Annotated in this window: 13 protein-coding genes; 6 read left to right on the top strand and 7 right to left on the bottom strand. The window is 68.9% G+C overall.

The annotated features are described in order from the left end of the window. Positions 1–10: 10 nt before the first annotated feature. From ACM0PK_RS19870 to folE, 3 genes are all read right to left on the bottom strand, one after another. Complete coding sequence (locus ACM0PK_RS19870; RefSeq protein ID WP_134972181.1) at positions 11–712, bottom strand: DUF4194 domain-containing protein; 702 nt, start codon at positions 710–712, stop codon at positions 11–13. Continuing rightward, a complete protein-coding gene (locus ACM0PK_RS19865) occupies positions 699–2,168 on the bottom strand; it encodes a DUF3375 domain-containing protein (RefSeq protein ID WP_414606788.1) in 1,470 nt (489 codons plus the stop codon). The genes ACM0PK_RS19870 and ACM0PK_RS19865 overlap by 14 nt, the downstream gene beginning before the upstream one ends. 112 nt (positions 2,169–2,280) lie before the next feature. Continuing rightward, a complete protein-coding gene (gene folE, locus ACM0PK_RS19860; protein WP_004141296.1) occupies positions 2,281–2,892 on the bottom strand; it encodes a GTP cyclohydrolase I FolE in 612 nt (203 codons plus the stop codon). A gap of 689 nt (positions 2,893–3,581) precedes the next feature. Here folE and ACM0PK_RS19855 point away from each other — a divergent pair. The 6 genes from ACM0PK_RS19855 to ACM0PK_RS19830 all read left to right on the top strand — a co-directional run bounded on the left by ACM0PK_RS19855 (position 3,582) and on the right by ACM0PK_RS19830 (position 9,271). After that, positions 3,582–4,037 carry a MarR family winged helix-turn-helix transcriptional regulator gene (locus ACM0PK_RS19855; RefSeq protein ID WP_005421298.1) on the top strand — a complete coding sequence of 152 codons (456 nt, stop codon included), beginning with the start codon at positions 3,582–3,584 and terminating at the stop codon, positions 4,035–4,037. A 108-nt stretch (positions 4,038–4,145) separates the two neighbouring features. Then, positions 4,146–4,355: a DUF1656 domain-containing protein gene (locus ACM0PK_RS19850; RefSeq protein WP_134972916.1), complete on the top strand. Its 210-nt coding sequence runs from the start codon at positions 4,146–4,148 to the stop codon at positions 4,353–4,355. Further along, positions 4,352–5,269: an efflux RND transporter periplasmic adaptor subunit gene (locus ACM0PK_RS19845; protein ID WP_180885190.1), complete on the top strand. Its 918-nt coding sequence runs from the start codon at positions 4,352–4,354 to the stop codon at positions 5,267–5,269. Before ACM0PK_RS19850 ends, ACM0PK_RS19845 begins: the two co-directional genes overlap by 4 nt. Beyond that, positions 5,266–6,735, top strand: a complete 1,470-nt coding sequence (locus ACM0PK_RS19840) for an efflux transporter outer membrane subunit (protein ID WP_414606787.1) — start codon at positions 5,266–5,268, stop codon at positions 6,733–6,735. Before ACM0PK_RS19845 ends, ACM0PK_RS19840 begins: the two co-directional genes overlap by 4 nt. A 3-nt stretch (positions 6,736–6,738) precedes the next feature. Continuing rightward, positions 6,739–8,778 carry an FUSC family protein gene (locus tag ACM0PK_RS19835; protein WP_134972760.1) on the top strand — a complete coding sequence of 680 codons (2,040 nt, stop codon included), beginning with the start codon at positions 6,739–6,741 and terminating at the stop codon, positions 8,776–8,778. Positions 8,779–8,872: 94 nt separating this feature from the next. After that, a complete protein-coding gene (locus ACM0PK_RS19830) occupies positions 8,873–9,271 on the top strand; it encodes a hypothetical protein (protein WP_095378904.1) in 399 nt (132 codons plus the stop codon). A 308-nt stretch (positions 9,272–9,579) separates the two neighbouring features. On the opposite strand, the gene ACM0PK_RS19825 is transcribed toward ACM0PK_RS19830, so the two are convergent. The 4 genes from ACM0PK_RS19825 to recC form a co-directional block, all read right to left on the bottom strand. Then, positions 9,580–10,116, bottom strand: a complete 537-nt coding sequence (locus tag ACM0PK_RS19825) for a hypothetical protein (protein WP_134972762.1) — start codon at positions 10,114–10,116, stop codon at positions 9,580–9,582. A gap of 130 nt (positions 10,117–10,246) precedes the next feature. Next, complete coding sequence (gene recD, locus ACM0PK_RS19820) at positions 10,247–12,127, bottom strand: exodeoxyribonuclease V subunit alpha (RefSeq protein WP_414606786.1); 1,881 nt, start codon at positions 12,125–12,127, stop codon at positions 10,247–10,249. Next, entirely contained in the window at positions 12,124–15,804 is a 3,681-nt protein-coding gene (recB, locus tag ACM0PK_RS19815) for an exodeoxyribonuclease V subunit beta (protein WP_414606785.1), read from the bottom strand. The genes recD and recB overlap by 4 nt, the downstream gene beginning before the upstream one ends. Beyond that, the gene (recC, locus tag ACM0PK_RS19810) at positions 15,801–19,148 is read right to left on the bottom strand and encodes an exodeoxyribonuclease V subunit gamma (RefSeq protein WP_414606784.1); all 3,348 of its coding nucleotides are present in this window, start codon (positions 19,146–19,148) and stop codon (positions 15,801–15,803) included. The genes recB and recC overlap by 4 nt, the downstream gene beginning before the upstream one ends. Between the last annotated feature and the right edge of the window lie 72 nt (positions 19,149–19,220).

Below are 19,220 nucleotides of genomic sequence, written 5' to 3'. Positions count from 1 at the left end.
GTCGGGTCTCTCAGGCCTCGGCGGCCGGGGTTTCACGCAGCTGGCGGTAGACCGCCGAAAGCTGGGACACGTCTTCGGCGGAGAACAGCAGCTTCAGCGCCGGCGAGACTTCGTGGCGGTCTTCCTGGCCGCTGAGGCGGGTCAGGATGTGGTTGTCCTTCATCTTCTGCACCGCCGATGCGACGCGACGGTTGAAGCCGGCGCGGTCGGTGGACAGGTTCTTTTCGTAGATGGCCAGCGCTTCGGCCATCTCGGCGTCGGCGACCACTGCGCGGTTGCCGCGCGAATCGGCCTCGGCCAGCTGCTGGCGCAGGTACAGCAGCAGCACCGAGTCGATGAAGGTCAGCGGCGAGGTGCGCAGCAGCACCGGCGCATCGACGTCTTCGGTATCGGCCTGGCGGGTGAACGCCACGCCACTGTCGCGGTCGAGCACCAGTTCCAGGAACAGGTCGGCCAGCGACGAGCGGATGGCCGCCTCGCTGCGGATCAGCGCCGGCCACAGCTTGGCGTGGCGCAGCTGGTCGATGCTGGGGCCGATCAGCAGCTGGCACAGCGCACGGCGCGCATCCAGCGGCAGGCGCCCGGTATCGCCGAGGTAGTACACGTCGTTGCCACGGCGGGGCTGCGCCACGGCCGCCACCGGCTCGGCCTCGTAGGCGTCTTCCGCCACGTCGGCCTGCGGTGCGTCGATGGGATCTTCATGCCAGCTCATGGCGTCTCTCCTGGGTGAACCAAACCAGCGGGATGCGGGCGCGACGGATCTGGCCGTCGCCACCACGCCATTGCGCAAGCTCCTGCTCGCCGGCGATCACGTTGCCGAAGCGCGTGCCCAGCGACAGGTAGCCGATGACGCTGCCAAGACCTTGCGGCGCTTCGCGCTGCGAAAGGGCCTGGGCGATGCTGAGCCGCGGCTGCGCATCGAGAAGGTCGTGCAGGTCGCGGCGCAGGGTACGGAAGTCGATTTCGGACGAAGCGACCAGATCGCCAACGCTTTCCAGGCTGATCGCGGCTGCGTCGTTGTATTCGACGTTGCCATCGACCTGGGCGCTGCGCGGATCGTGCAGTTTCCATTGCGACCACGAGCGCAGGCGGCTGGTGGTCAGCTGCAGGTCGCGGCCGATGCCGCGTTGTGCGGGGAACTCGTCGCGCAGAGCGAGCGCTTCGGACTGCGCCTGCTTGAGCAGCTGGTTGAGGCGACGCTGTTCCAGATAGCCACGGCTCTGCACGAAGCCGCGCAGGCTGCGCGCGAAGTTCTGCAGCACATCGTGCACCTGGCCACCGCGCTCGAGCATGGTGCTGGTGAAGCCGCGCAGGAAGTTGCGTTCGTTGCGGTCCAGGCGGCGGGCGAAGCCACGCGCCAGCACCGCTTCCAGCGCGGCATCGAGCTGGGCGCTCTGCTCGGCGTCGTTGAGCAGGCGCCAGAAGGCCTGGAAGCTACGCCCGGCATCACTTTCGCCAATCACGTCCACGCCTTCGAACAGCTGCGACAGCACATCGCCGCGCTCGCCCTCGTCGTCGATGATGCGTTCGCGGAACTCGCGGTTGAGCTGCTCGAAGTCGTCGCGCACGCGGCGGAAGTCCTCGGTCAGCTCGTCGGCCAGGCCGATGATCTGGCGCGCACGTTCCAGCGCGCGCTTGCCGTCCAGCGCGATCACACGGCCGGCGCCGACACGGGCAATCTCGGCGTCGATCCGGTCGCGCTCGTCGCGCAGCGCCGACAGGCGGGCGTCCGGATCGGATTCGGTCTGCGCGGCCAGCTGCGAGAGCTGTTCGATGACCAGCGCCAGGCGGCTTTCGGTGGCGGCCACACGGGCCTGCTCGAGGCCGTCGGCGAATCGGATCGCCTGCAGTGCCGCGGTCGACAGCTCGTACTGCTCCTGGTCGACACCGTCGGGCAGGCGGCGTTCCAGCCAGCCCTGGGCCAGCCAGTGCGCGATGTAGGCCTGCGCGGTACGCGGCAGCTCGCGCGACAGTTCGTCGCCGTTGAGCTGATCCAGCGCACGCTGCAGGCGCTCGTTGAGCACCGACGACGGCAGCGTGCGCTCGCCGTCCATCAGCAGCCCCTGCAGCAGGCCGATGATTTCCGGGGCGTGGTCGGCAGCAAGCAGCTTCCACTGGGGCTGTTCGCGCAGATGGCGGTAACGGGAGATGCGTTCGCGGTGCTTCATGCAGCGAAAGGAGTCATGAGGGCTGGCGGGGACGAGCAGCCGCCCGCGGCGGCCGCGCGGGCAGCCGTGGGCATGCCGGCCCGCAGAGGCCGGCGGAGTGCGGTCAAGCGGCTCAGCGCTTGCCGCCCACTTCGATGAAGCGCAGGAACTCGGCGCGGGTACGCGCGTCGTCGCGGAAGCTGCCCAGCATCTTGGAGGTGACCATGCTGACGCCGCGCTTGTGGATGCCGCGGGTGGTCATGCATTCGTGGGCGCCCTCGACGACCACGCCGACGCCGATCGGCTGCAGCACATCCTGGATGCACTGGGCGATCTGCGCGGTCATCTTCTCCTGCACCTGGAAACGGCGGGCGTAGGCTTCGACGACGCGGGCCAGCTTGCTGATGCCCACCACCTTGCCGGCCGGCAGGTAGCCGACATGCACGCGGCCGATGATCGGCGCCATGTGGTGTTCGCAGTGGCTTTCGTACTCGATGTCGCGCAGGACGATGAGTTCGTCATAGCCGGCCACTTCCTCGAAGGTGCGCTCCATGTAGGCGCGCGGGTCATCGCGGTAACCGCTGAACCAGTCGCCATAGGCTTCGGCGACACGGCGGGGGGTATCCAGCAGGCCTTCGCGGGACGGGTCCTCACCGGCCCAGCGCAGCAGGGTGCGCACGGCATCCTCGGCCTGGTCCTGGGTCACGTCGCCCTGCGGGGCGGCCTTTTCGTTGTTCTTGCTCATTGCGTACAGCGTCCCGAACGGGGGGCGAGCATCGTACCCGACCGGGGGGTGGGTCGTCCTGTGGGGACGGTTCATCGGGGGGTTCTTGCGGCGCCTCGTTGCTATCGGTTTGGAGGGGGAGAGGGGGCTGCGCAGGACACGCCGTAAACCCGTCCATGGGGGCTCGATGGCGCCATCCATGGCGCCAACGGTCCTGCGCAGCCCCCTCTCCCCCTCCTTGACGGTTTCCTGCGGGCGCGGCCGAACCGCCCGAAAGCGGGGTCAAAAGCTTGGGTTCATGGCTTCGGAAGCGCCGCGCGACTGCGCGACTGCTGTGGTAGGTGCGGACCGTTGGTCCGCACAGCTTTGGCTGCTGCTCCTGCCTTCAAAGAGCCAACCCACCGCGCCCGCGGGGTGATGGGAGGGAAGCGGGGGCCGGGCGGGGCAGGACCGTCCGCGGCATGGATGCCGCGGCCGAGCCCCCAAGGGTGAGGGCGCTTTGCTTGCGAGGCATGCCTCGCAAGCGCCCGAACGCACAGCCGCCAGCGGCTGGGCCGGACCCCGGAGGGGGGTTCACGGCGTGTCCTGCACCGTCCGGCGCCCGCTGCCCCACCCGACACCAGGCAGGCGCAACGCTTTCCTCAACACACCCACCCATTCAGAAAAACCTATTGATAGGAATGAAATTAGTAGTATCCTATCTATCTCTTATGGACCGACCCCTCGACGAGCGCACCGTGCTGCAGATGCAGCTCAGCTCCGGCCTGCTTTATGCAGGGCGGCAGTGGCAGCGCCTGGCCGACAGCCGGCTCGGCAGCTATGGCATCTCCACCGCCTGCACCATGCCGTTGCTGATGATCGGCCGCTCCGGCGGTGGCATCCGCCAGGTGGCGCTTGCCCAGCAGCTGGGCATGGAGGGTCCTTCCCTGGTACGCCTGCTGGACAAGCTGTGTGCCAGTGGCCTGGTCCGCCGCGAGAGCGACGCCAGCGACCGCCGCGCCAACCTGTTGTGGCTGACCGACGAGGGCCATGCGCTGGTCAGCGAGCTGGAAGATCAGTTGATCGGCCTGCGCCAGGACGTGTTCGGCGAGCTTTCCATGGATGAACTGCACGCCGTGCTGAAGGCATGGCGCCTGCTGGCCGAGGCCGCCGACCGCATCACGTAAGAGCGCTGCCCCCGAACACCGCCGCTGCCGTGCACACGCCAGCGGCTTTTGCCCGTTGCTGTTGTTTCGTTGTCCCTCCCTCCCCCACCTCGTCCCCGCCCCCTACCGATGCCCGGTGAATTCAGTCTCCACGGAGTGTTCGTCCCGACCCTGCTTGGGTTGATGGTGTTGGCCTATCTGGTCAACAGCGGCCTGCACGTGCTGCTGCAGCGTGCCGGCGCCTACCGCCATGTATGGCACCCGGCGCTGTTCAACCTGGCGATGTACGGGATCGTGCTTGGCCTGCTGTTCCACCTCCTGCGTTGGATGCAATCGTGAACAAGATCGTGAAGAAGACCCTGCCGGTGCTGCTCACCAGCGCAGCCGTGATCGTCGCCCTGCTGGTGCTGCGCCAGCTGTGGGTCTACTACATGGATGAACCCTGGACCCGCGACGCCCACGTCGGCGCCGACGTGGTGCAGGTGGCGCCGGACGTGTCCGGGCTGGTGGAAACGGTGAACGTGGCCGACAACCAGGCGGTGAAGAAGGGCGACCTGCTGTTCGTCGTCGATCGCGCCCGCTACCGCATCGCGCTGGAGCAGGCCAAGGCCAGCCTGGCCGAGCGCCAGGCCTCGGTGGCACAGCTGCGCCGCGAGATCGGCCGCGACCGCAGCCTGCAGGATCTGGTCGCCGCCGAGGACGCCGAAGTACGCCGCGCCAAGCTGCAGGCCGCACAGGCGGCGCTGGCCACCGCACAGGCGGCGGTCGACCTGGCCGAGCTCAACCTCGGCCGTACCGAGGTGCGCGCCCCGGCCGATGGCCGGGTCAGTGACCGCACGATGCGCGTGGGCGACTACGTGGTGGCCGGCAAGCCGGTGCTGGCGCTGCTGGATACCGGCTCGTTCCGCATCGATGGCTACTTCGAGGAGACCCGGCTGCGCGGCGTGGCGCCGGGGCAGCGCGTGGACATCCGCCTGATGGGCGAATCGGCACCGCTGCACGGCCATGTCGAGAGCATCGCCGCCGGCATCGAGGACCGCTATCGCAGCAACGGCAGCACCCTGCTGCCGAACGTGACCCCGGCCTTCGACTGGGTGCGGCTGGCGCAGCGCATCCCGGTGCGCATCGCCATCGACGATGTGCCCAAGGGCGTGGAACTGATCGCCGGGCGCACCGCCACGGTGACCGTGGACACCGGCCGCCATCCGCACAACGACAAGGCCGGCGCTTCGCCGACACAGGCGGGCCTGTGAACGCCGCCCTGCCCCGTCTCGGCCTGATCGTCGCACTGGCCGGCCTGGCCGCGTGCAGAACCGTCGGCCCGGACTATGCACTGCCGGAAGGCTCGGCGTTCAAGCGCCCGGAGGCCAATGCGGCCTTCATCGATACGCAGAACCCGCAGGTGGCTGCCAACCAGGCGCTGCCCGACCGCTGGTGGTCGCTGTACAACGACCCGGTGCTGGACGGGCTGATCACCCAGGCACTGCGTGACAACGTGGAACTGAAGGCCGCCGATGCGCACCTGCGCCGCGCCGCCGCCGTGTACGAACAGGCGCTGGACGCGGGCGGATTCGAGTACGAGGCCGAGGCCGGCGTCAGCCGCGCGCAGCTGTCGGCCGAATCGTTCCTGCAGGAGCACGAGCTGCCGGTGATCAACCTGGCCGATGGCAAGTTCGCGGTCAGCTACCAGTTCGACCTGTTCGGCAAGCTCAAGCGCGGCGCCGAGGCAGCGCGTGCCGACGAGCAGTCGGTCGCTGCGGCGCGGGACCTGGCCCAGGTCAGCGTGGTCGCGCAGGTGGCCGACAGTTACCTGGAAATCTGCCACGCCAACCACGAACTGCACGTGGCCGAGCATTCGCTGCAGCTGCAGCAGCGCAGCCGCAGTGTCACCGAGCGCCTGATCGCGGCCGGCCGCGGCACGCCGCCGGAACTGGCCCGCGCCAATGCGCAGGTGGCACTGCTGGAGGCGGCACTGCCGCCGCTGCGCGCGCAGCGTTCGGCCGCGGCCTATTCGCTGGCCGCACTGCTGGGCCAGACCCCAGGCCAGTTGCCGGCCGGCGTGATCGACTGCGCGCACGCGCCCAGCCTGGCGCAGCCGCTGCCGGTCGGTGATGGCCGTGCGCTGCTGCAGCGCCGCCCGGACGTGCGCCAGGCCGAACGCAAGCTGGCCTCGGCCACCGCGCGGATCGGCGTGGCCACCGCCGAGCTGTATCCGGACATCCGTCTGGGTGCCTCGGTGGGTGTCGCCGGCCTGCTGGAAGACTTCGGCACGCCGATGACCCAGCAGTGGTCGATCGGCCCGCTGATCTCGTGGACACTGCCCTCCTCGGGCACGCATGCCCGCATCCGCGCCGCCGAAGCCGGTGCCGACGCGGCCCTGGCCGAGTTCGACCACACCGTGCTGCAGGCACTGCGCGAGACCCAGACCGCGCTGGACCGCTATGCGCAGGACCTGCGCCGACTGCAGTCGTTGCGCGTGGCGCAGGAGCAGGCCGCGCTGGCCGCCGAGCAGAACCGCCGGCTGTACCAGGGCGGCCGCACACCCTACCTGTCCAGCCTGGATGCCGACCGCAGCCTGGCCACCAGCGACGCCACCCTGGCCGCCGCCGAAGCACAGGTCTCGCGCGACCAGATCCACCTGTTCCTGGTGCTGGGTGGCGGCTGGCAGGCATCGGTTGCCCCGGCTGCGCCGTCCACCGCACAGGCCTTGGCGAAGTAAGCCATGAACGCGCTGACCGATCGCCAGGCCTGGCTGTTCTCGATCAAGACCTACCTGGCCGCGGTGGCCGCGCTGTACATCGCCATGGCCGGCAACCTGTCGCGCCCCTACTGGGCGATGGGCACGGTGTACATCGTCAGCCAGCCGCTGCTGGGGCCGACCCGCGCCAAGGGCGTATACCGCATCGTCGGCACCCTGGTGGCCGGGCTGGCCACGCTGCTGGTACTGCCGGCGCTGGTGGAAACCCCGCTGGTGCTGAGTGCGGCGATGTCGATCTGGCTGGCCGGTTGCCTGTTCATGGCCCTGCTCAACCGCGGCCCTCGCGGCTACGCGTTCCTGTTGGCCGGCTACACCACCGCCTTCATCGGCTTCCCGGCAGTCACCTCGCCGGAGACCATCTTCGACACCGTGGTGGCGCGCAGCGAGGAGATCATCCTCGGCACGGTAGTGGCCGTGCTGTTTGCCTCGCTGCTGTTCCCGGCGTCGGTACGCCCGATGCTGCGCGCCCGCATCGGCAACTGGATGGAGGACGCCGCGCAGTGGTGCCGGCAGATCCTTGAGCGTGGCCGCGCACACGCGCCGCGCAACCGGCTGGCTGCCGACCTGGTGCAGTTCGAGGCGCTGATCGAATTCCTGCGCCGCGATGATCCACGCCATGCCGGTTCGGCAGTGTCGATGGAGCGCCTGCGCGAGCGCATGCTGTTGCTGTTGCCGGTGTTGTCGTCAATCGCCGATCGCCTGAGTGCGCTGCGCAGCGATGGCCAGGCCCTGCCGGATGGGCTGCCGGCGCTGGTCGACGACATCCGCGATTGGCTGGATGGCCCGACCAACGCCAGCGAGTACGCCCGCCTGCGCGCGCGCATCAGCGCGCTGAAGCCTCAGGTGGACCGCGACCTGCAGCACCTGCAGCTGGCCAGCCTGCTGCTGCGCCTGGAGGAACTGGTGGACCTGTGGCAGGACTGCCGCACCCTGCAGCACGCGATCGATCAGGGCACCGCGCCGTTGGATCGCGCGCACTACCGCATCCGCACCGAACGGGTGGCCGCCGACAAGCATGTCGACTACGGCATGGCGCTGTTCTCCGCGCTCAGTGCCGGCGTGGCGCTGATGAGTTACTGCGTGCTGTGGATCGCGCTGGGCTGGGAAGGCGGCGGCAACGGCGCGATGATGGCGGCGGTGACGGCCGCATTTTTTGCCGCACAGGACGATCCGGCTCCCAGCATGGTGCAGTTCCTGGTGTGGGCGATGGTCGCCTCGGTAGTGGCGGGCGTGTACCTGTTCGGCGTGTTTCCAGCCGTGCACGACTTCGGCCTGCTGGCGCTGGTGCTGGCGGTGGCCTTCCTGCCGCTGGGACTGCTGCTGCATCATCCCAAGAGTGCGCTGTTCGCGCTGCCGCTGACAGTCAATCTGGCCGCGTTGCTGAGCCTGCAGAACACCTACAGCGCCAACATCCAGACCTTCCTCAACTCGTCGATCGCGATGTTCATCGGCATTGGCTTTGCAGTGGTGATGACCCGCCTGTTCCGTTCGGTAGGTGCCGAGTGGACCGCGCGCCGACTGGTGCGGCAGGGCTGGACTACGCTGGCCGAAGCCGCCGAAGGACGTGGCCAGCAGGATCGGCAGCGCTTCGCCGCACGCATGCTCGACCTGCTGGGCCTGCTCGCACCGCGCCTGGCAGCGACGCCGGAGGGCAGCGACATCGCCTCGGTGGACATGCTCAACGAGGCGCGCATCGGCCTGAACATCCTGCAGCTGCGTCGTGCACGGCTGGAACTGCCCGAGCGCAGCCGCGAAGCCGTCGAGCACATCCTGGAAGAGATCGCTGGGCACTACCGGCGGCAGATCGCGGCGCGCAAGCCGATTGCTGCAGACCAGGCGCTGCGCGAGCGGCTGGATACGTCGCTGGGCCGGGTCGGCAGCGTGGCCGCCTGCAAGGCCCGCGACGAAGCGCTGATGGGCCTGATCGGCCTGCGCTTCGCGCTGTTCCCAGAGGCCAAGGCGCTGGCGCCGGGCTTGGCGATGAGTGCAGCCGAACAGCTCTAGCGGGATACCCTGTGCGTCCACAGACCCCGTTGCCGGGGTCGGATCCTTCGCCGCAGGCGAAGGCTCTGACCCCTGCTCTGCACAGGAAGCTCCAATGAGTTACGACATGATGGTGTTCGAGGCCAGCGCCGCGCCACGCGAGGCGGCGGCCTTCATCGCCTGGTTCGAAAAGCAGACGCAGTGGAACGAGCGCCACGAGTACGACGACCCGGCGGTCAGCAGCCCGGCGCTGCAAGCGTGGTTTGCGGAGATGGCGCAGGAATTCCCGCCGTTGAACGGACCACTGAGCAACGACGATGACGATCGTGCCGAAGTGACCGAGTACAGCATCGGCCGGCAGGTGATCTACGGCGCGTTCGCCTACTCGGTGGCCGAGCGCGCGCACGGGCGGGTGCAGGATCTGGCCGAGAAGCACGGCGTGGGCTTCTTCGACGTGAGTGCGGATGAAGCGGCGATCGTGTTCCCGGATGGGCTGGTGCTGATCGCGGAATGACGGGGGCGGCAGGGCTGCGCCCTGCACCTGCCGAGGCAACGTCAACGTCAAAAGCGGGTATTCCTTGGGATGGCGGGGTGGGTCCGGTTGCGGGGGACGCTGCAAGTACGTCCCTGTAAGCTCGGTCGCCGCATCCATGCGGCTCGCGCCCCCGCAACCGGACCCACCCCGCCTTCGACAGTTTCCTGCGATCTGCAGTAGATCCACGCCATGCGTGGATGAACGTCGGAATGATCGAAGTACGCTGTTGTAGAGTCGAGCCATGCTCGACTGCTTTTAGCTGGCGATTCTGGACGTGACTGGAGGGTTCACCGATTCCGGAAAAGCTCCATCGCTTCTTCCATTTCGTCCTTTTCACCGGATACCACAAAGGCCAGCGCCCACGCTGCCGCAGCATTTCCGTGCTCCAGTGCCAGCGCCGTCAGCAGACACGTACTCGTGCTGAAATCGTGCTTCTCCATTACGACGCTACCAGCGAACTTCGCAAGCCGGTGAAGCGCCTCGGAGTACTCGGGTTCAGCGATATCAGGAAGCGCGATACCCGCCTCCCGCCTCTCCATCTCGATGCTAATTGGCAATCCAACGAAGTCAAATGTGAGTGGCTTTGGCTGAAGCAGAAGTGCGTTCACGATATGCGGCACAGCCGCAAACGAAGCGCTGTAGACGTCCGCTTGATGGCACAAGCTGCTCCAAAGTTCCTCCCAGGTGTCTTCAATCGGATCGTCTTCGGATCTTTCGTCTTTCGGAATACTCAGATTCGCCAGCAGCTCCGGAATGTCATCCGCAGCCCCGTAGGCATGCTGTAGTTCGGCCCAGCGAGGGTCATCCAGGGCAATAAGCGCCATGTGCTGGTTCCTGTGTCGTGGGGTAGCAACGCAGGATAGGTAGCGCCGGCGGCGTCATCAAACGGCAAATGCGACATCGGGGCGATGGGGTCAGAGCCCGTTCCCGATGGGAACGGGATCCGACCCCGATTCAGAACAAGGTGCCCTGCACCGTGGGCTGTTCGACACGCGTTGGTGCTTCAACCACGTCTTCCGCACCCAACCGCCAGGCCAGGCCGCCCAAGCGACTGGCGTGCCGCTTCAACGCGGCCTGCAGCACGTCGGCGCTGCCGGCCACATGCAGTACCTGGCGGGCGCGGGTCAGGCCGGTGTAGACCAGTTCGCGTGACAGCACGCGGCTGTCCTGGCGTGGCAGCTGCAACCACACTTCATCGAACTCCGAGCCCTGTGCCTTGTGCACGGTCATCGCAAAGGCGCTTTCGTGCGCGGGCAGTGCTGCGGGGTGGAAGGCGCGTGGTTGGTCGACGGTATCGCCGGGGAACCAGGCCACCATCGCGCCGCTGCCATCACGCAGGCAGATGCCGATATCACCATTGAACAGGCGGTGCCGGTAGCTGTTCTCGGTGACCAGCAGCAGGCGGCCCTGGAAGTAGCCCGGGGTGTTGCCGGCCAGCAGCTGTTCGATGCGGCTGTTGAGCCCGCGCGCACCTTGCGGGCCTTCGCGCAGCGCGGTCAGCACGCGCAGGCGACCGGCCTGCTGCAGGGCACGTACCGGATCCGCGGCCTCGGCCAGTGCACGCCAGTGGCCCAGCAGGTGCTCGCGCTGACCGCGCAATGGATCGGCTTCGCCTTCGTGGAAGTGCACGCCGGCCAGTTCACCACTGCGCAGCAGCTGCAGCGCGGTGCCGCTGTCGCCTTCACGCACGGCATGCGCCAGCGGTGCCAGGTCCAGCGCATCACTCTGCCGGTAGCCGCGTTGCAGCTGCACGCGACGGCCGGCAAAGGCGCGTGGTGCGGCCTGCGGCTGCAGGGTGGCCGGTGCCAGCAGGCCATGCAGCGCCAGCGCATCGTCGGCGCGGGTGCCGATGCCATCGCCGCTGGCGCGCAGGATCGCGCTGAGCACATCACCGGCTTCGACCGACGGCAACTGATCGGGATCGCCGAGCAGGATCAGGCGGGTGCCGCTGGCAATTGCATCGACCAGCTTGGCCATCATCGGCAGATCGATCATCGACGCTTCGTCGACCACCACCACGTCCACCGCCAGCGGATTGTCGGCGTGGTGGCGGAAGCGTGGTGAGTCGGGAATCACGCCGAGCAGTCGATGCAGGGTGGTGCCGCTGCTGGGCAGTGCCGCGCACAGTGTCGGATCCAGTCCCTGTTCCTGCAAGCGTTGCACGGCCATGCGCAGGCTCTCGGCCATCCGCTCGGCGGCGCGACCGGTGGGCGCGGCCAGCGCCACCTCGGGCAGCGGCTGGCCGGCGTGCCGGGCCTGCGCGGCCAGCAGCAGCAACAGGCGTGCGATGGTGGTGGTCTTGCCTGTGCCGGGGCCGCCGGTGACCAGCGCCAGCGGATGGCGCAGCGTCACGCCGGCTGCGCGTGCCTGGTGATCTTCACCGCGCGATGCGTGCGGGAACAGCTGCGCGAACAACGGCGCCAACGCTGCCATGTCCGGCGCCGGCAGCGGATGCCGGCCGATGCGCTGCAGACCGGTGGCCAACTGGCGCTCGTACTCGCGGTAGCGGCGCAGGTACAGCAGCCCGTTCTCCAGCACCAAGGGGGCATCCCCGGCGATGGCGTCAGCCTGCTCCGGTGTGGCCACCCAAGGCGATGCGCGCAGCTGCGCCAGCCAGGCCTGCGCGGCAGGCCACTCGGGCACGCCTTCCAGCAACCGCTGCGGTTGCGCGGGGTCGAATGCGGCGTGGCCCAGCGACACCGCCAGCGAAGCCAGCGCGGCAGCCAGCGCCACGCTCTCGGGCGTGTCGTCGCGCAGCCGCTGCAGGCTGGTCGCCAATGCATGATCGAGAGTGCGCAGCTGGCCCTTCTGGTGCAGTTCCTTCAGCAGGCTCATGCGCTGGCTCCACGGGCACGCGCGGCGAGCTGGGCCTGGGCCTGCTCGCCGCCGGCGAACAGCGCGTCGAGTGCATCCACCAGCGCGAACGGGAAACGATCCACGTGCACGCCGTTGCCCGTGCCATCCAGGCCGCGGCAGAACAGGTAACGGATGCCGCCCATGTCGCGCTCGTAGTCGTAGGCGGCGCCCAAGCGGAAGCGCAGCCAGCGATGCAGGGCCACGGTGTAGATCAGCGCCTGCAGATCGTATTCGCTGTGGCGCATGGCAATGGCCAGCAGGTCCGGGCTGTAGCCGGGCAGGCGGTTGGACTTGTAGTCGAGCACGTACCACCGGCCATCACGCACGTAGGTCAGGTCGATCATGCCGGTCATCAGCCCCTCCAGGCGGCGGCGCTGGCCGAAGCCGCGGCGGCCACTGGAAACACCATGCGCATGCAGCACCTGCAGCAGCGCCGGCACGGTGGTCGCCTCGATGGCGAAATGGAAGTCGATTTCGGCGCGGCGCTCGCCTTCACCGAGGCTGTACAGCGCACCGCCTTCGGGCAGCGGTACGGTCAGCGTGTGGCCCACCAGCGGCACCAGCACCGCCACGCCATCGTCCAGATCGACGTCGGCATAGCCCTCATCGTGCAGCGCCTTGCGCAGCACCTCGGCCTGGCCCTCGGGAGCTTCCCGGCCTGGTTGCCAGTCAGCCCATGCGGCGAAGTCGACGTTTTCCATTGCCTCGTGCAGCACGTTGCCGAAGCGGCTGCCCATGAAACGCGGGTCGAGCGGCGCGCTGTCCTCGGCCACCGCGGCGGCTTCCGGCAGTGCCGGTTCCAGCGGCAGCTCCGGGCCGGTGGGTTCGTCGGCTGCCGGCGCCGGCAGCGCGGTGGCAGCGGCTTCGATGTCACTGCCCGCGCCGGCATCGGCGTGGGCCAGCTGGGTGAAGCTGTACACCCACCAGTCGTGCGGAACGCGCCGGGTCAGTGCACGCACCGCCGGAAGATCCCCTTCCACTTCGGCCGCCAGCTGCGGCAGCGCAGCCGGTACCTCACTGTCATCGATGCGCACATCGGCATGCGCGCGCAGCGCCTGCAGGTCACCCAGCAGCGGTGCCAGCCGCGTCCTGCCGAGCCCGGCCAGATCACCCACGGCGATCCACAGCGCGTGCTCGGCGCGGGTCAGGCCGACATACAGCAGGCGGGCATCCTCGGCACGCTGCTCGCGCTCGCGCTGCGCAGTGGCCGCTTCCCAGGCCTCGTCCTTGCCCAGCTTCCAGTGCAGCTGGCGCTGGCCGCCCACATGCACCGTGCAGTGCGAGGCGGTGTTGGGCGCACCGCCGTCGATGCCCACAAAGGGCAGGAACACCAGCGGGTACTCCAGGCCCTTGCTCTTGTGCAGGGTGATGATCTGCACGCGGCGCGCATCCGATTCCAGGCGCAGCAGCTGCTGCTCGTCATCCTGGTCGGCGCTGGCCATCTGGCCCTGCAGCCAGTCCAGCAGGCCGTGCATGCCCAGCGCCTGCGCCGAGGCTTCCTGCAGCAGTTCGCCCAGCTGCAGGTAGTTGGTCAGGCGGCGCTCGCCATCGATCAGCGCCAGCAGGCGCTCGCCCTGCGCGGCGCAGACGTCGGCAATCACCGCGAACGGGCCGCCGCGCTGCCAGCGCTCGCGCCAATGCAGCAGCTGCGCCTGGAACCCGCGTTGCAGGTCGCCCTCGTGCTCCATCGCCGCGATCGCACTGGCGCGCTGGCCGAGCAGCACTGTGGCCAGCGCTGCGCGCAGGCGACCTTCGTCAGCCGGCTGCAGCAGCGCCAGCAGCAGTGCACGCAGATCACGCGCTTCGCTGGTGGCGAACAGGCTCTGCTTGCCCGCTGCCACGGCAGGAATGCCGACCGCGGCCAGCGCGCGCTGCACCAGCGTGGCCTCGCGATGCGAACGCACCAGCACCGCGATGTCACCCGGCTGTACCGGGCGCCCACGCAGCACCGCATTGCCGGCGCGCGCCGCGACCAGGATCTGGTGGATCGCCGCCACACAGGCCTGGGCGGCTGCTTCGCGCGAGGCATCGGCACTCATCGCCTTGTCACCGCCACTGCGCAGCACGCGCAGAGTGAGTGCCGGGGCGGCATGGCCGTCGCGCTGGTAGTCCGCATCGCTGCGCACGCCACCGGGCCGCACCGGCTCGAACTGGATGCCACGCTCGAGGAAGGCGTCTTCGCCACCGTTGTCGTACAGCGCCTGCAGCGCGCGCAGCACGGCCGGTCGCGAGCGGAAGTTCTGGTCAAGCACCGGCGCCTGTTGCGCCGCCCGCTTGGCCTTCAGGTAAGTGTGGATATCACCGCCGCGGAAACCGTAGATCGCCTGCTTGGGATCGCCGATCAGGAACAGCGCCGGTGCCAGGCCGAGCTCGCGCACTTCCGGTGAATCGCCGAACACGGTGTGGAAAATGCCCCACTGACGGTCGTCGGTATCCTGGAACTCATCGACCAGCGCGATGCGGTACTGCGCGCGCAGCTGCTTGACCAATGCCAGCCGCTGCGGGCCTTCCAGGGCCAGTGCGACGCCATCGATCAGATCGTCGTAGGTCTGCACCCGGCGGGCGCGCTTCAGCGCCTGCAGGCGCTGTCTGGCTTCGTCGCGAAGCACGTGCAGGAAGTTCAACGCGGTGGCACGGAGCCAGGCATCGCGTTCGGCCAGAAGCGCGACATAGCGGGCCAACGGCGCCTGCAATGGCGACGATGGCGTGCGCTCGGCGAATTTCTTGTTGGTCTTGGCTGCCAGCGCCTCCGGCAGCAGTGCCGGCAGGCGCTCGCTGGTCAGCAGCTCGCGCGGGTCGGCGCGCTCGGCCCAGCCCAGCAGTTGCCGGCCCAGCGGGTGCAGCCAGCCCAGCTTGTACGACACGCCGTTGATCCATTTGTTGTCGACCGCATCGCAGAGGTCGATGAAGAACTGCTCGCCATGCTCGCGCACGCTTGCGGACAGCTCTTCGGCAACATTCTGCAGGGCGGCCTGCGGATCGGGCAGCGCCACCGCCTGTGGCAACGGGTGCAGCGGCGGCGCGGCCAGCAGCGCGCGCAGATCGGCGGCCAATGCGTCCGGGGTGGACCACAGCCAGGTCAGCGGTTCCAGCGTGGCCGGATCATTGGCATATACCCGCCACAGGTCGGCCGCGAGCGCTTCCAGCAACTCACGGTCGCTGGCCAGCAGCTCCGGCGGATCAAAGGTGTGGCCGCTCTCCAGCGCATGCTCGCGCAGCACGCGGGTGCAGAAGCCATGGATGGTGAAGATGGACGCAAGGTCGATCTCATCGGCGGCGACCTGCAGGCGGCGCTTCAGTGCGGCGGCGCGCTCGGTACCTCCCTGCAGATGGCGCTGCAGCACCTCGCGGGTCAGCCGCACGTCCGGTGCTTCGCCTTCGACCGCTTCCAGATCGACCAGTCGCGCCGCCAGCGCCAGGCGCTCGCGGATGCGCTTGCGCAGTTCCTGGGTAGCCGCATCGGTGAAGGTCACCGCCAGGATCTGTCCGATGCGCAGGCCCTGCTCCACCACCAGGCGGGTAAACAGCGTAGCCAGGGTGAAGGTCTTGCCGGTACCGGCGCTGGCTTCGATCAGGCGGATGCCATCCAGCGGCAGGGCCAGATAGGGATCGACCGCCATGCACTGGGCTCGCTCATCGATGAAGGCGGGGCTCATGCGCTGCCCTCCTGGCGCGTTTCGGCGCCGAGGGTGCGGCCTTCGCACACCGCGCTGAAGACCACCTGGCTGTTGCGCAGCAGGTCGGCATAACTGGCATCGGAGGCGAACGGGTCGGCACCCCGCATCAGCAGCTGCCAGGCGTCGCTGCTGGATTCACCCCAGCTGCGGTCGCTGCCGTGCCATTGCTTCCAGCCCTCGCTGCGCTGTTTCTCTGCCGGCGCGTTGTACAGCACCCAGCCGGTGTACGGGGCAAAGCGCAGCGGCTCACGCAGGCCGCGCTGGCGCAACTGCAGCAGCGCGCGCAGCGCCGCGCGTGCAGCAGGCGCGCTCAGTGCCGGCAGTACATGCGGGCCGGGACCGGCGTCGCCGCCATCGTGGAACTGCACAAGGGGCAGTGCGTCACCGGCGGCGTTGGCCAGCAGCCAGTCCAGGCCCTGGCGGATCACTGCATTGCCATTGAGCGTGCCGGCGCGCAGCCGCACCAGGCCTTCGGGATGCCGATCGGCCACGCGGCCGTGCAGGCGCACGCCGTCGATGTCCACTTCGTAGCGACGGCTTTCGAGCGGCTCGCCCTGCATCCAGTCCAGCAACGCACTCGCATACGGGCGGGTCTTCAACTGCTCCATCTCGAACTGGCGCTGGCCCAAAGGACCGGACGGCAGCAGGCCACGCGCGCGCAGCCGCGGGTACAACGGTTCGGTATCGCCACTGAGCGTGGCGCGCACCACCGCCGCCTGCACGCTGCGCTTTTCCGGGCCGCGCGATGACAGCACCAGCGGTTCCAGGTCATCAACTTCCCCGGCATCGTCGGCCAGGCGCAGGCCCATCGACTGTGCGAGGAACTGCCCGGCCGGGTCGCACAGGAAGCGGCGCAGGGTGTCGAGCGCGAGCTCGTCTTCCACGGCATCGTCGGGCGGCGGCGGCAGCGGGGCATCGAACCACGGCTGCAGGCCCCCACGCTGGCCGGTGAGGCGGCCGGCAGCGGGATGCCATTGCCGCCGATAGCTGAAGCGGCGTGGATCGCCATCTCCGAACGCCGCCGGTGAGAACGGCTGCAGTGCATGGCGCACGGTAAAGTCGCGGACCGCCGCAGGCGGATCGAGGTGATACGCGGCGGCGGCTTCGATCAGTTCACTGACCAGCACCGACGGCTCACGCACGCTGCCATCGCGTGGATCGGCGCCGAGGTAGCTGAGGTAGAACACCTCCTGCGCGGCGGCGAACAGCTGCAGGAACAGGAAGCGGTCGTCTTCGCGGGTGGAGCGATCGCCCGGGCGGCGGCGTGGCGTGTCCAGCTCGGCGGTGAGCTGGTTGAGACCGGCAGCTGGGTCGCGACGCGGGAAATCGCCATCGTTGAGACCGAGCACGCAGATCACCCGGAACGGCAGCAGGCGCATCGGCACCATGCGGCCGAAGCTGATGCCACCGGTCAGCAGCGGCGCGCGCGTATCGGCCTCGCCCAGTACACCGGCGAAGTGCGAACGCACCACCTCAGGCGGCACGCCGTCTTCGAACCCGGCCTTGGCGGCATCGTCGGCGAACTGATTCAGCAGCTTGCGCAGGCGCTCGAGGGCACGCTGGCTGTTGGGCGAGCTGGGCGCGGTCGGCAGCAGCGCGTCCAGCAGCGTCAGCAGCCGTTGCCGCCACTGCGCCGGGGTCAGCAGCTCGCCGAGGCGACGCTGGTAGACCGCCAGCACGCGCAGCAGCCGCAGCAGCCGGTCCAGTGCTTCCAGCGCGCCGCCTTCCAGCTCGATCCACGGCGCCACGCCGGCCAGGTCCGCCTCGCTGCCGGTGGCGTGACCGAGCACCAGGCGGTCCAGTGCGAACTGCCAGGTGTAGGCGTCGTCGGCCGGCGCCTGGTGCTGGTTGCGGTGCTTCGCATCCAGGCCCCAGCGTGCGCCGGCCTGCTGCAGCCAGCCATGCAGGCGATCGAAGTCCACTGCTTCCAGCCCGGCCGCTTCGGCCAGCGGCGCGCTGGCGAGCAGGTCCAGCACCTCGTTCAGGCCGAAACGCGAGACCGGCAGGCCCAGCAGGTGCACGAACACATCGGCCAGCGGCTCTCCTGCCAGTGGGCTGCTGTCGGCCAGCGCGTAGGGAATGTGCTCCTCCTCGCCGCCGCGGCCGCCGAACACCGCCTCCAGGTACGGCACATAGGGATCGATGTCCGGCGCCAGCACCGCGATCTCGCGCGCCTGCAGCGGCGGGTCGAAGCGAGGGTCCTGCAACAGGCTTCTCAGCTGGTCGTGCAGCACCTGCAGCTCGCGCAGCCGGGTGTGGCAGGCATGCACCTGCAGGCTGGGGTCGTCGCTGCGCAGCCCATCGCGCAGCTCGCCCGAGGGCAGTGCGCGGCGGTGGAACAGATCGCGCTGCAGGCGATGCAGCAGGCTGTCGGACAGGCCGCCTTCGTCCAGGGTCGGCCGGGTGTCTTCCTCCGGATCCGAATACGCGGCAATCTCGCCGGCCGGGTGCACCACCTCGTAGCTGCCCAGCACCGCCATGAAGTCGCGGCCGGCCGCACCCCAGGCTTCCAGCAGGCGGTTCTCACCAGCCGCTTCACCGAAGGGATCGGGCGCGCCGCTGCGCAGGCGCTCGGCCAGCGTCTGCAGGTCACCCCAGTACGACTGCACCGGAGTGGGCATATAGAAGTGCAGCTCGCCCACCCGCGCCTGGGTGGCCATCACCCGCAGCACGTCGGGGGAGATGTTGAGCGTCGCGAACGCGGACATGCGCGGTGGCAGGCCCTGTGGCAGCGGCTGGCCGGCGCCCTCGAAGCGATCCAGGTACGCCTGGATGCGGCGCGCGCGGTAGTCGCGGCCATGGGCGATGGTGCGCCAGAGGATCGCCTGCGGGTCGGCCGGGTCGGCGCCGGCCTCCCAGCGCAGCAACCAGTCGCGGCGCCAGGCCTGGTACTTCTCGAACACCGACGCCAGTTCACCGGCCAGTGCCCACGGCTTCAGGGCGTCGCCGCCGGCAAGATAGGACTGCAGCGCGCGCATCGGTGGCTGCGCCAGCAGCGCCGGGTCGCGCAGTGCCTGGTACAGCTTCCAGTGCAGGCCCGCGGCGTCCAGGTCGTCGCGTTCGCCCGGCACATTGGCATTGAGTGCACGGGCAACGAATTCGCCCGGGGTCAGGAACTCGAGGTTGGCGGCCACGCCATATTCGGCAGCGAGTGTCGCTTGCAGCCAACGCCGCATCGCCACCTGCGGGATCAGCACCACCTCCGGCGCGAGCAACGGCTGGCCTGGAACCGGCACACGCACGTTGCGCGCCAGCAGCGCAGCCAGCACGTCCAGGGAGTTGGAATGGTAGAGGCGGAAATCGCTGCCCGGGTCACTCATCATGCACAGTGTGCAGCACGGCAGGCAGTATTCAATGGCCGGCCCGTCGCCGGTACGGATTGTTCCGCGCTGCCG

Source organism: Stenotrophomonas sp. FR010 (assembly GCF_047520755.2).
GTDB lineage: Bacteria > Pseudomonadota > Gammaproteobacteria > Xanthomonadales > Xanthomonadaceae > Stenotrophomonas > Stenotrophomonas sepilia.
This window is presented reverse-complemented; position numbering and strand designations above follow the sequence as displayed.